General features: G+C 47.7%; 10 protein-coding genes. 7 read left to right on the forward strand and 3 right to left on the reverse strand.

All coding sequences use genetic code 11. The features are described 5' to 3' along the window. The first annotated feature begins 669 nt into the window (after positions 1-669). Together ABWV76_RS05115 and ABWV76_RS05120 are read left to right on the forward strand one after the other, a co-directional pair. Positions 670-7299 (forward strand): RHS repeat-associated core domain-containing protein, encoded by a 6630-nt coding sequence (locus ABWV76_RS05115; RefSeq protein ID WP_353375419.1) that lies wholly within the window; start codon positions 670-672, stop codon positions 7297-7299. 20 nt (positions 7300-7319) lie between these two features. Further along, positions 7320-7571, forward strand: coding sequence for an immunoglobulin domain-containing protein (locus tag ABWV76_RS05120; RefSeq protein ID WP_353375420.1), 252 nt, complete (start codon positions 7320-7322; stop codon positions 7569-7571). 120 nt (positions 7572-7691) lie between these two features. Here ABWV76_RS05120 and ABWV76_RS05125 read toward each other — a convergent pair whose 3' ends face one another. Beyond that, on the reverse strand, positions 7692-7883 hold the full coding sequence (locus tag ABWV76_RS05125; protein ID WP_353375421.1) for a hypothetical protein: 192 nt from the start codon (positions 7881-7883) through the stop codon (positions 7692-7694). 158 nt (positions 7884-8041) lie between these two features. Between ABWV76_RS05125 and ABWV76_RS05130 the strand changes: the two genes are divergently transcribed. The 4 genes from ABWV76_RS05130 to ABWV76_RS05145 all read left to right on the forward strand — a co-directional run bounded on the left by ABWV76_RS05130 (position 8042) and on the right by ABWV76_RS05145 (position 10228). Then, complete coding sequence (locus ABWV76_RS05130; protein WP_353375422.1) at positions 8042-8323, forward strand: hypothetical protein; 282 nt, start codon at positions 8042-8044, stop codon at positions 8321-8323. 412 nt (positions 8324-8735) lie between these two features. Then, entirely contained in the window at positions 8736-9026 is a 291-nt protein-coding gene (locus ABWV76_RS05135; protein WP_353375423.1) for a hypothetical protein, read from the forward strand. A gap of 245 nt (positions 9027-9271) precedes the next feature. Beyond that, positions 9272-9727 carry a hypothetical protein gene (locus ABWV76_RS05140; protein WP_020415412.1) on the forward strand — a complete coding sequence of 152 codons (456 nt, stop codon included), beginning with the start codon at positions 9272-9274 and terminating at the stop codon, positions 9725-9727. A gap of 30 nt (positions 9728-9757) precedes the next feature. Next, positions 9758-10228 (forward strand): hypothetical protein, encoded by a 471-nt coding sequence (locus tag ABWV76_RS05145; RefSeq protein WP_020415413.1) that lies wholly within the window; start codon positions 9758-9760, stop codon positions 10226-10228. Positions 10229-10264: 36 nt separating this feature from the next. Here the strand turns inward: ABWV76_RS05145 and ABWV76_RS05150 are convergent, their stop codons facing one another. Next, the gene (locus ABWV76_RS05150) at positions 10265-10489 is read right to left on the reverse strand and encodes a hypothetical protein (protein ID WP_353375424.1); all 225 of its coding nucleotides are present in this window, start codon (positions 10487-10489) and stop codon (positions 10265-10267) included. A gap of 219 nt (positions 10490-10708) precedes the next feature. Between ABWV76_RS05150 and ABWV76_RS05155 the strand changes: the two genes are divergently transcribed. Further along, positions 10709-10903: a hypothetical protein gene (locus tag ABWV76_RS05155; RefSeq protein ID WP_353375425.1), complete on the forward strand. Its 195-nt coding sequence runs from the start codon at positions 10709-10711 to the stop codon at positions 10901-10903. A gap of 1362 nt (positions 10904-12265) precedes the next feature. Here the strand turns inward: ABWV76_RS05155 and csrA are convergent. Next, complete coding sequence (csrA, locus tag ABWV76_RS05160; RefSeq protein ID WP_353375426.1) at positions 12266-12445, reverse strand: carbon storage regulator CsrA; 180 nt, start codon at positions 12443-12445, stop codon at positions 12266-12268. Positions 12446-12756 lie beyond the last annotated feature (311 nt).

The raw sequence follows: 12756 nt of genomic DNA on the forward strand, positions 1-12756 counted from the left end.
GCTACCACAGAGTCGATATGGTATCGTGGCGAAACTAATAGGATATGGACGTATGGCCAAGGAGATTTTATCGTCACCTTTGTCGGAAACACAGGGCTTAGTGATTGCAGGTATAATTACGTTTATTTTACTTCAGCGGACCTTCACCCTGAAATGCTTAAAAGTTCTCTATCGGTGGCGCTGTCAGCATATCATACAGGTGAGACGGTCGGTATTGTCATTGATAAGGACCTAAATGATGATGCTTGTCATGCGGCAGGCATTGACCTTAGAAAATAAATAATAGATGTAGTAGTCAAGTCTGTATCGCAGCATGTTGCAACCAAGCCTAACCGGATACAGAGGTAAGCAGATTTCTCAAATCCAATCTTATTATTGTATGTATCCAACGTGAACTGTAATAAATGACATGGGCTCTCACGTCTCTTGCAATACCTCTCCGTAATAAGTAGGGGGTTTCTCGTTAACCTCCTACTTTTTAGGATACAAAAAACTCAGACAGTGTATTTCCCCAACTGAAAGATAGTCACACTTGACAGGTTGCATCGATCTCTTTTGTTTTACTTCTAGTTGCCCTTTATTCGATTTCCTTTAAACTCTCGCATGATTTTCTATTCGACTTGATGTGAATAGAGCTACTTTTAATGTTGCTACTTGGTAGGTAAACGGATGCGCTTCGGGGTTGCTTTATATTTCTTCCTAATATTTCTTGTGAGTGTATCTGGCTATGCATCGGATGCAGCCGCCAATATCTCGGGCCCTACAACTAGCGCTACTGGTAGATACACATTAACTCACACAACCAAAGCCGAATACCTGAAAACTGGAATATTTTTTGCTGGCGGAGGGTCTAGTTACGGGTCTATTCCAGTTGGAAATGGCTCGACGGATATCTATACCAATGATAGTGGGATGTATACCTACAGCGCCCAAGCTGATGGGCCTTGTCTCTTGTATGACCCAACGACCCGTCGCTGTGAAGAGTATGGTGAACCACTTGTATATGGCAGCCATACTGTATATGTCACCATAACCCCAAATAAGCCTGCAAGTATCGGCTTTCAGTCTGATCTTTCCGGGCCAACGGGTTTCATTGATACTGATGGTAAATATACTTTGGTCTGGGGCACATCCAAACAAGACTCCCAAGACCCCTATGTAAGTGGTTATCAGTGGTGTCAAGAGAAAGATGGTGTGTGGCAGGCAGAAAGTTCTTGCCTTACTGTCGAGAATAATCAGCTCTCAATAGATTTTCCAACCACTACGGGTGCAATGCCATCTGGCAACTATAGATACAAAGTCCGAGCATTTGTAAGTGTTGGCCCTTATTATCAATATAGTGATTGGATAGTTTCCGATTCACTTGAGGTTAAACATTACCCTGAGGAACCTTATTGGCAAGAGCCTGGCGGTAATACTCTTCCCAGTACTAACTTTGCTTTAGGCTGGGGTATGGAAGACCCAGACTCCATTGATCACTATGAATTACGGTGGAGTGGGGACGGTATCAATTATTGGGAGATTCCTCTCAATAATGGATTGAATAGCGGAAACCCGGCTAAATTAACCTCCACGGAAGTTGATCTTGCCAATCTTATAAATCCAACAGTGCCTGAGACCCCTGATACTTTAGTACCCATCCTTGTGGATGATATTACAGTTTTTGTTCCAAAAAGTAGGGATGTAGAATACTTGGATTCCTACTGGTTCCAGGTAAGGGGTTGCAATACTGTAGGTTGCGGAAATTGGTCAACAAAGCAGTTGTCTGTGCCTGCAGCACCAGAACCCCAATTCTCATCAGATCTTCCCGACGAATTTTTCAAGACTGATCAAACCATTACCTGGGAGGACGTTGGGGCTAAAAGCTATCGGCTCAGACGTATGAAGAAGGGATGTGTTGAGAGTGAGCCCGGAAATAGCTGCTGGGAAATTGTATATTACACAACTTCCGTTTTTGAGTATTTCGTCGGAGGAGGAACACCGGGCACCTATCTTTATGAGCTAGAGGCTTGTAATGAGTTTGGAAAGTGTAGTTCTGTATCTAGTACCTGGATTAAGGTCCATAACCTCGCAAATGTAGATGGGGATCCGGCGGTGACCACTGAAGTTGTGGATACTCCGGGAAGCTTGGCCTACAGTGCAGATGTCAGTGCAACGGGTAATGCGATAGTTAAGGTTCCCCTGCAAGCCGCCCCCGGTGTTAATGGATTACAGCCAAACCTGTCTCTACATTACACCAGTGCCCGCTTCCAGAAGCGGATGACTGAAGCTCTACCGGAGGATTTTCTCGGCTATGGCTGGCGCCTGGGTGGTTTAAGTAAAATTCGTCGTTGTACAGTGAATAGGCCAAAGTACACCAAGATTCTTCTTGATGATACGGACTCACTGTGCCTGGATGGGGAGCCTCTGGTACTTGTCAGCGGTAATCACTGGCAAGAGGGAGCACAGTATCGCACATTACGCGATGGCTTCCGCTTAATTGAATTGCAAAAGACTGATAATGGGAAAGTCTGGTTTACAGTCAAGAGTCCTAATGGCTCCACTAGCGAGTACGGAGCTACACAAGACAGTCGTCTCCGGGGTGAGGAAACGACACATTTTGGCTGGACTTTAAACAAGATTACTGATGCGTTCGGCAATACGATGGAGTACAAATACCATCGCGATATTATTGAAGGCATTAACTACCCATTAGAAATTACCTACGGTAACCAGGGCGATGCAAAAATAGAGTTCCAGTACGGAACCCGAACAGATGCACCACCAGTTCCATTACAGGAGATTCCTCAAAAACAGCTGGTGCTGTTACACCATATCCGTGTGCATCTGGATGGTGTACTGCAGCGGGAATACAAGCTGATTTCAGAAGAAGAGCTTGCTGGAGAGCATTTCCGCCGCTTAAAGCAAGTGCAGTTATGCGCCTATAGTGAAGATGGTGATCGTCAGTGTTTAAAACCACTGGATTTCAAATGGGCCTTTGATGACTTGGCCCACTATGAAGACTTTGAAACTGGTATTGAACGCATTACTAACGGCCTTGACGCTCAAACTGAGTTTACACTAAAACGAATTTCCTCTAGTGCAGGGGAAAGAACAGTGGCTCCTTTTAACGAAGGTTCAGCCCTGTTTGGCCCTGACGGCTCTATTCCTGATGTAAGTCCAGTTACACCTAATGAGGATGAAAACTACCGTACCGTCGTTACCGAGGTAAAGCGCTCTAATGGTCATAATGGGGGTTGGCATACTACTGAGTATGCTTATCAAGGCTACGGTCTGAGTAGTGACAAAGGTTGGGGTTTTCTTGGTTATAGGGCTCAACGTATTTACGACACTGCGGCTGATATTGTTACTTACCGTCAGTACCGACAGGACTTCCCTTTCTTTGGAAAAATTGCACGCCAAATCCAGTATAAGACGGACTATCAGTTTGGTGAGATGCTGACCAATCAGCGCTTTAGTTACGATGCACTGGAGTTGAATTCTGGGGGTAATACTACTTACTTCCCTTATATCGCACAGAGAATCGATACCCTACTGGAAGGTGATCAGCCACCGCTTGGATATGTGGTGAGTGACAGCGTTCCACAAGCCATGTCTTATGGTAATGCTGGCGACTTGTTGAGCGGAGCTGTAAATACGACTCGGGTGATCGAAACTACCCAAATCAATGATAGCCAGAGTATTTGGGGAGAGGCTCTGCCGATTTCGCAATACGGCAATGTCCGCCGCAGTGTAGAGAGCACTACCGTACTGGATAACCGTGTTAACGGAAGTTGGTTGATAGGTTTCCCCAGTGCCAAAGAGCAACGTTATTTTAGTGGGGATACCTCTGGTACTCCCGACCAGCAATCCAGCAGCAGTATGACACCCTATGGTAATACCAATAGGGTGAAAACGGCAGTCCAATACCCCGGCGATGCTAAATATCAGATGGAGGTGACTTATACCTACGATACTTACGGCAATGTGGCCAGTGAAAGCGCCAAAGGTAATGTAGATGCATCTACTAACAATGTGGACACACAAACCCGCAGTACTTCAGTAGTTGGCGACTTCCTTGATGGTCGCTATGCCACCAAACTGACCAATGCACTGCAGCACACGATTGAATTGAAGTATGACCCACGTTTTGGCAGCGTAAGCAAGATAACAGACCACAATGACCAGTCTACAAGGATTCAGTACGACCCCTTTGGTCGTGAGTCTTCGCGCACCAATACTGATAGGCTGAATACAGACAAGGTTAAGTTCGACAGCAAATACGACTTTTGCCATGGCAACTGTCCCGTAGTGAGCGAAGTGCAAGCGTCTTACTACGTGGAGACAACTTCGGACATTACCCCTGTAACAAAATATTACTATGACCAACTGGGCCGCTTGATACAGCAGGATACCAAGGCATTTTCCGGTGACTTCGTATCTCGCCGTGCAATTACGTATGACCCCCTAGGGCGTATGGATACTGAAACAGCCCCTTTCTTGGTTCCAGCTGAGGGAGGCTTTAGTGGAAGTAAGCCGATCACTCGTTACGAGTACGACCTGCGTAATCGCCTCGATTATATTCACAAGGCCGGTGGCGGCAGCGTAGATATAAACTACAGCGTCGTTAATGGCAGCAGTGGCAAAGAGGTTAAAGTTGAAGTCACTGAATCAGTGGTTGGAAACAGCGGTACAAATACGCAGGTGCAAGAGAGCTATTATGACCTCACCGGCGATCTGGCCCGTACTGTAGACGATGCCACCGGCACTGCCGTAACCACCGACTACACCTACTATGGCAGCGGTCTACCAAAAACTGTGCTGGTTAGCGGAGATACCCACGATATCGAGTCTAGCTTTGTATTTGACTATGCTGGCTTCCGTACCAGTCTCACCGATCCCAACATGGGCACAGTAACCAGTCGATATAATGCCTTTGGTGAGCTTGACCAGCAATCAGACAATAAGAATCAGAGCATTACCTATTTGTACGATAAGCTCGGTCGCTTGCTGGAACAGCGAGATGATGATGGTCTTGCTAAGTGGGAATACGATGCTACTAATTCGGTAGGTAGCTTGGCGAGCCGCAGTTATACCGAAAATGGCTCTCAGGTGTTTTTTGAGTCCTACACCTACAGGTATTCAGATGGCGAGCTGGATACTATCAATACTCAGCTGTTGGCTGGGGGAGTAAGCCGCAACTACCAGCATCAATACGGCTACGATAGTGATGGCCGTATGAATAAAATGGTTTACCCCGGCGGGGTTGAAGCCCATTACCATTATAATGATCGCGGCTATGTACAGAGCCTCAGTAGAGATGCTGCCGGCAACAACCCCCTGCAAACCTTTGACAGCATCAACGCCTGGGGACAGGTAGAGCGGGAGAGCTACGGCAACGGTCTGGTTACTAACCGCACTTACAATCCTAATACTGGGCGCTTGGAAACCATTAAAACCGGTGGCGGACAGGTTCAAAACAACGAGTACCGCTGGCGCACCAATGGCACTCTGGAAAGTCGCCTCAGTTACAGTGCCTCCCAGGCACTGCAGAAGCAGGAAGACTTTAGCTACGACGGCCTCAATCGCCTGCGCTACGCCACGATGCAAGTCGGTGGCGATCGCCAGCTCAGTACCCAGTACGATAAGCTGGGCAATATTCTGTCCAAGACCTCCAGTGTCAGCAACGACACCCAGGTAAGCGGCTACCAATACGGCGAGTTCGGCAATGCCGGTCCCAATGCGGTCAGTAGTGTCACCATTAATGACGTCTCCCACAGCCTGCACTACGATGCCAACGGTGCAATCGAACGCTACGACGCCGCCAGCGGCGACGACAAATGGATTAGCTGGAACGCACGGCAACTGCCCACGGAAATTGTACTGGGCAGCAGTCAAGGCGATAGTACACCGACTGCCAGGGACCGTTTCCAATATGGCCCTAATGGCCAACGCTTCTATCGCGAAAGCAGCTGGATGGAAGATGGCCAGCTCAAAACCGAGAAAGCCTTTATTGTGGGCAGCTACGAGGAGCAGATCCCCGCAGATGCCAGCATTCTCGCCATTGAAAAAACCACACTGGCCGGCAGTGTTCAACATATCGCCATTACGGATCTCACCGGCACCAGTGGAGAATATCAATACCTGCACCGGGACCACCTGGGCTCCATTGAGAAAATCACCGATGAAGCTGGCCTGGAGATCTTAAATCTCGCCTTTAACCCGGACGGCCGCCGCCGCCAGGGGGACTGGAGTGGGGACCTGGATCAGCAGCAACTCCAGGAACTGCTGGCAACACAGGGCCTCACCACCAAGCGCGGCTACACCGGCCACGAGCACCTGGACAGAACCGGCCTGATCCATATGAATGGGCGTATCTACGACCCCACACTGGGCCGCTTTCTGAGTCCCGATCCGATTGTGCAGGCACCGACCTACAGCCAGAGCTGGAACCGCTATAGCTATGTGTTTAATAATCCGTTAAGTTTTACCGATCCCAGTGGCTATGCGGCAAGCGAGCAGAAGGAAAGACCACAGCAATGTGCGGATGATGGTTGTTCCTCAGACATGGGACCTATTGAGGAAGTCGTTGTCACCGGGAGTAGGTTAAATGGTCCGAGCCTCAGTGATCCTTGGGGGCCAATTGCTTTAGGTATCAAAAAGATTGGAGATAAAACATATAGAGTCTACGGTGAATCATATGGGAGTCCGTTATATGCGCTTATACAGGAAATAAAATTAGATGGTGTTGAGTTGGATGGCTACTCAGATGCCAGTGGTGCTACGATTTTGGGGGTAAACTCTCACTCGTTAATTTCTGGTAGTAGCGTTGGTCGGGGATCTGCACAAAAGGGTGGTCTGTGGAATGCGGCTAAAGGCTATGCTGGTGCATTCTGGGATGGGGCTAAATGGCGTTATAACGCGGTAGCAAATGGGTTAAGTCAAGATTTCTCTGAAGGTGTTCTTGAGGGAATAATTAATTTTACTGGTGGTCGAACAGATCAGGGCTTCTTTGAGCAAACATTGGAGACTTATAAGTCTACGAGCATAGTCGCCGGCCCGATTGTTGACCTTGATAAAAAACTAACATCAATAGCTGTCGGCGGTGCAGTAACTAGGACTTACGGTGGTTACTCTTTTGGCCAGCTTGCCTTAAAAGGCCCTGCTCCTCACCTGGGTACCTATGCGGCGTCAGCACGGTTGGCAGCGGGAACGGCGGCAATCAACTCTGTATTGATAACTAGCTCATACGAGTTTGGAAACGGGGTAGGGTCGCTTACAAGAACATTCGTAAATAGAGCTGCGAGAGCTTTTGAATAGGTCGGTTGGAATAGAGAAAAATGAGTAACTTTATCGGGAAAGACCAAGTTAATAAATTGACAGCAGGATACCGGATATTATCTTTTTTTATATCGGTTTTCTGTCTCTTGGCTGTATTAAGCATTCTTTTCTTTGGGAGGGATGAAGAGATAACCGTACCCTTTTTGATAATATCTGCAATGCCAGTCGTGTTGCTATATGTGTGCATTCCAATAGTATTTACTGGTTATCCTCCAAAGTTACTGCGCTGGGCAATGGGCAAAAAAGAGTGAAGAAAGCTAAGTCCCTTCTCGGTACTTTGTATAGCTTCCCGCATTTTTAATGCTCAAGTTACTATTTTATAAGCCCCGGCAGGGCAATCTGCCGGGGCTTTGTCATATATGGCAATAGCGTCAGTGGCTAGCCTGCTGAATCACAGTCTCCAGCATCTCACTGACAAACTTCTGTTTGGCCTTGGGCAGCAGGGCCACCTGCTCAACTTGTCGCAGTAGCTTCGGCACCGGCCCGCGTTTGGCGGGTTTATCCTCCATGCCTACCAGCTCATCCACACTGATCCCAAACAGCTGTGCCAGCTTCGGCAGCATGGAAGCGGACACCTTGCGCCGCCCAGCCTCGAAGGATTGTTGGACGCACTGGATAGCGAGCGTGAAGCCGACGACGAGTAGCGTAGCGGGCTTTACGAAACCAGTTTCTACGTAGAAATTTTACGGCGGAAAGCAGGGAAGGACTAGGGGCAAGATACGTGGATTGTGTTACAAAACGGTCCCCGACACTGTGGCATCAATCCGCCTGTCACATGGCTCGCAAAGAAAGACGCAAGCCAAAGCGCCAGGCTCGCCCCCTGCCAGCGGAAAATACCAACCGTCCGTTCCACCTCCGCCACAAACAACGTGGCTCCGGGCAGCGCTTGCGCACTGCACAGGAAAAGGTGGCTGCAAGGGCAAGCTCGCGTCTGTCACCCCGCTTGCAGAAAAAGCGCAAGCAAGCCGCCAGCCACCATCTTCCCTTAGCGGCCGCTGTCTAAGCCATGCCTCCCCCGGCTCACAAAAGCCGTTCGCCTCCCCGCCCGAAAAACACCTGCCCGCCGGCACGGGCAAGCCCTGTGCCGGCTGGGTGGACGGTGCCTTCAATAAATACTGTACCAACGTCAGGTCTTTAAGGCGGGCAGGCCGGGCTGGTCGCAGGGTTTTACCCCCCTGGCCCCCCAAGGGGGCAATCCATAAGGCCGCGGCAAGCCGCGGAAACTCTTTACCTTGAGTCCGTGCCAACCCCGACCCCCGTGTCTGCTGTGTGTCTCCTCAGCATAACCCCGTGCTCGCCCCCTCAAGGCCAAGCCGCTACGCGGTGCTCCGCAAAAAACGCTGCGCAGCCTTGACCGGCCTGCGCGCGGGGTTCTGCGCGTTCGCCACACAACATCCACTCAAGGAGGCATGGCCATGCCATCGCAAAAAGAGATCCAAGAACAAATAAACCAGCTGTCGTATCCGCTCGACAAAATCCTCAACACCGCCAACAGCCTGCTCAAAGCCGGCACCACCGGAGCCAGCACCAGCGAACAGATCGCCGCTGCGTTCGTACTGGAGCGCATGGAATACCTGCCGCAAGGCTGGAGCGTTATCGAAGCCTGGGAGCGGCTTGATACCGAATGGCAGTACTACGTGAAGCTGCTGCAACAGGAATGCCGGCACCTGATCGAAGCCATCGAAGAAGCAGCACCACCGTTCTAGCCAGTAACCAAGAGGGGCAAGCGCCCCTCGGCGGCCAGGCGCTGGCGCGCCTGCGCGGCTGAACAGAAAGCGCCGTTGCCTCTGGAAAAACATCCGGCTAAGGTAAAACCCGCGTCGGGGCAAAAAAAGGGTGAAGAGCCGGCGGCGCCGGGAAAAATGGTTGTTAACTCGCTGATTGCGCTAGGGAAAATGGAAAGTTAAGGTACGACTGGCCTCGGGGTGATGTCTTTGCGCAAAAGGGATTGATGAATTCTATTAGGAGGAATAGAACATCATTTGCGAATTTCACAATTGACTTAGTTCAACCGGGCTTTTCATTATTTTTCGGCCAGATACCTATTATTCCGGAAACCAACTTTGTGTTTGATCTAGGTATTGCATTTAGTGATCTAGATGGGGATGGTTTTTCAGATAAGACTTCAATCTTTTATACGGTAAGTAGAGGGGATTTGGGTGGGGTTGATTTAGGAGCAGGACTTGAAATAGGGAATGCTAATGCTCATAACTTTTTTGGCAAAGGTTATCAGGTGAATGTAGGGTTTAAAGGGTCGGGAACCTTTAAGATCCCGGAAATAAACACTACTAATCCAAATGGTAGCTTTTTACAAACCTTGTCGAACATGACATTTTCGCTAGATGCAGGCGTTGGAGGGGGTGTCCATTATGGTGAGGTTGAGACGGTCGAATTTCTTTCATGGTGAACAATGATTAGAATTGATAAAAGAAACCATGTGAAGTTGCACTATTTTTGTGCATCTCTCGGAGTTTTATCTTTTGTTGCGATAGTATCTTTTTTGGTCTTTGTCTTTATTTTCAAAGATTTTGCGTTATCTATTGTGGTTAATAAAGAAGCTTTTATTCGGGACTTTTCATCGCCCACATATTTCATGATTCCATTGATGATTCTAGTTGCTATTTTTTTGCCCTATTATTATTTTCTTGTTTTTTCAAGGTCTATTTATCTTGACCTGAATAAAGATGTCTTTATTATTAATGGGAATTCCTTCCCAAGTAGTTCGGTTCGTTTCTTCGATGACTTTGTGTACTTTGGGCTTTGCTTTTCATTTGTTGAAACCACTGTGAACGGTCGAAAATGCAAAATTCCATTTATTGCTAAAGGCGGCATTGTTAAAGCTCTGTTTTGGGTTATTCTCAATCCTCACAAAAGTGGCATGGAATTATCAAGTAAATATCGTGGCTAACCCAGTAGTGGGCGCTAGCTGTTAATGGTTAGCGCTCTAATGGCCGCATAGCATGTTCCCCCTGACGCTGAGAGCGATAATCGCATCAATCACCCGAATCACCCGAATCACCCGAATCACCCGAATCACCCGAATCACCCGAATCACCCGAATCACCCGAATCACCCGAATCACCCGAATCACCCGAATCACCCGAATCACCCGAATCACCGTGTCCTTGTCTTGATCATCAAAAGTCTCCAGTAGCTTGAAGAGGGGCAAGCGCCCCTCGGCTTTAGCCGCCTGTCGGCGGTCAGGCGCTGGTGCGCCTAAACAGAAGGGGCCGTTGCCTCAGGAAAAACATCCGGCTAAGGTAAAACCCGCGTCAGGGCAAAAAAATGTTGAAGAGCTAATGGCGCCGGGAAAAATGGTTGTTAACTCGTTGATTGCGCTAGGGAAAATGGAAAGTTAAGGTACGACTGGCCTCGGGGTGATGTCAATGTGGGTATCAGTGGCGATATTCCTGGAGTAGGGAAAGCTTCTGCTGATGTAGCTATTGGAACTATTGCGTTTATGGATGGCCCTCCAGGGTGGATTGGCGGTGCTAGTTACTTTATTTTTGATACAACAGTCGGTATTGAGTCTTTAAGTAAGCCTCTAACTGATGCAATGTGCTCAACCTCGGGTAACTGTTAGGTTTCCATGATTTTTTTAAAGAAAAAATACATCGATTTATTTTTGGCGTGCTATATATCAATCGCTAAAAAGAGTCCACACGATGAGCATAGCAAAGTAAATGCCATTTACCTTATGTCATTTTTATTGAGTCTAAATGTTTCGTGTATACCAGCGCTCATGTCTATATTAGTTGAAATAAACGTAGCTAGTATATATTCGAGTTGGACTGCTCCTGCAATAGTGATAGCGTTTACTGTAATGCTGTTTAACTTTGTGTGTATACGTTTTTTGAGGAATGATATCCAAGAAAGTTTAAGGGCGGCCTCTGTTGAGTTAGGTGATAAAAACAAGGTTTTTGTAAAGTATGTGGCTTTTTCGGTACTATTGCCTACTGCCCTGGCGATTTATTTTTTTCTAGCTCAACAAAGCTGGTAAATTCAGGATAACCATAGATGGCGTTAAGGAGATTTTTTTGGATGCTAAAATTTCTTATGTTCCCCAAATAGGTGACACGATAACTAAATCGTGACCGCAGATGCGGTTAATGCTTTTCATTCTGAAAGTGGGGCGGCCAATGTTAGTATTTCCGTTACGGTAAAAAATAGCGAGGGGGGGTGGTTATTTCTCATCAGGAGGGAGGGTCGACCTTTTAGTGAGCAAAGCTATGTTTTGTTTTATTCGAGATTTATTTAAAAATGGACTTTTCTTAACGAGTTTTTGGGGGTTGATAATTTATTCCGCTTACTTCTTTAAGCGCGATTTGGGAGGGCTTGGCTGGATACCGTTAATTGTCTTGATTCTCTATTGGCTATATGCGTTAGGTTTATTTATTAAGAGATGGAGAAGGGAAGATTAAAATGGTTTGGGAGATGGTAAATTCAGGACTCTCATAAATTAAATTCAGAAAACCCATAAATTGAGGGGGAAGGTGTTAGCTGAGGCGCAGATGCCATCTTGGCGGCTGTTTCTTCTTAGATTGATACTAAGACCTAATGAAAGGAGCAAGAATTAGGTTTTGGATTCGAAAATTGGGGTTTTCGGTAAAAACCAAGAGGAATGCAGGTAGTGAGGAAGGGGGGACAGAATCAACAGGGTGTGGCAGAAAGGAAACGCCGGCAATCCTGATGCCGTGTACCCAGCGTTTATTAAGCCGGGTACAGGCTTGTTGTACTGCTTCCACTGATCCCACCAAGCTTTTAAAGCGGCTTTCAAAATTTCGGTTGAGATAGAGCCAGTGTTTGGATGAAATACCCAGCTGTTTGAGGATGGGAGGTGTGTTTTCGGCAATACACCCTCGCTTCCTGGGGTCAAAGTGTCGACCGTTCCAATCGACTAACTCCAAATGGTGACCCAGCTGAAAGGGCAACCCTTTTGGCATATTCAGTTATCCGCCTCCTGTCCCTTTTTAATGCGCCTATAAATCTCTTCACGGTGAACAGGCAGGGATTTAGGGGCGTTTATTCCTATCTTTACTTGATTCCCCTTAACTTCCAAGACTGTGACCGAGACATTTGCTCCAATCCTTAAGTTTTCTCCAGTGCGGCGCTTTAAAATCAACATGCTCATTTCCTATTGATACTTAAACAAGGGGTGGTCTTTCTACGGTGGGAAAGATTGGCAAGTAACGTCTGAAGGAAACGAGAGGAGGTGCACGAGAACGGTAGGCGTAGAAGAAGAAAAGGCGGGCGCAACGCTGCCAGAGCTTGAGGATACACTCCAAGCTGCTGAATCTACTCGACTTTATTGAAGACGAGCGGGTTTCTAGCGTATTATCCATTGAGCCATTTTGATACTTGCTTATCAATTTGGTTAGCTGGCCCCAGGTGTGTCCGCACCTTGGGTCAGCGCCTTTTACTTACTCTTATGTCACG

Origin of the sequence: Microbulbifer sp. NBRC 101763, assembly GCF_040371615.1 — a bacterium.
Classification (GTDB): domain Bacteria; phylum Pseudomonadota; class Gammaproteobacteria; order Pseudomonadales; family Cellvibrionaceae; genus Microbulbifer; species Microbulbifer variabilis.

Coding starts and splice junctions, on each gene's coding strand:
- ABWV76_RS05125 (WP_353375421.1), bottom strand. CDS start 7,883: ATGCTGCCGAAGCTGGCACAGCTGTTTGGGATCAGTGTGGATGAGCTG.
- csrA (WP_353375426.1), bottom strand. CDS start 12,445: ATGTTGATTTTAAAGCGCCGCACTGGAGAAAACTTAAGGATTGGAGCA.
- ABWV76_RS05135 (WP_353375423.1), top strand. CDS start 8,736: ATGCCATCGCAAAAAGAGATCCAAGAACAAATAAACCAGCTGTCGTAT.
- ABWV76_RS05120 (WP_353375420.1), top strand. CDS start 7,320: ATGAGTAACTTTATCGGGAAAGACCAAGTTAATAAATTGACAGCAGGA.
- ABWV76_RS05140 (WP_020415412.1), top strand. CDS start 9,272: ATGAATTCTATTAGGAGGAATAGAACATCATTTGCGAATTTCACAATT.
- ABWV76_RS05115 (WP_353375419.1), top strand. CDS start 670: ATGCGCTTCGGGGTTGCTTTATATTTCTTCCTAATATTTCTTGTGAGT.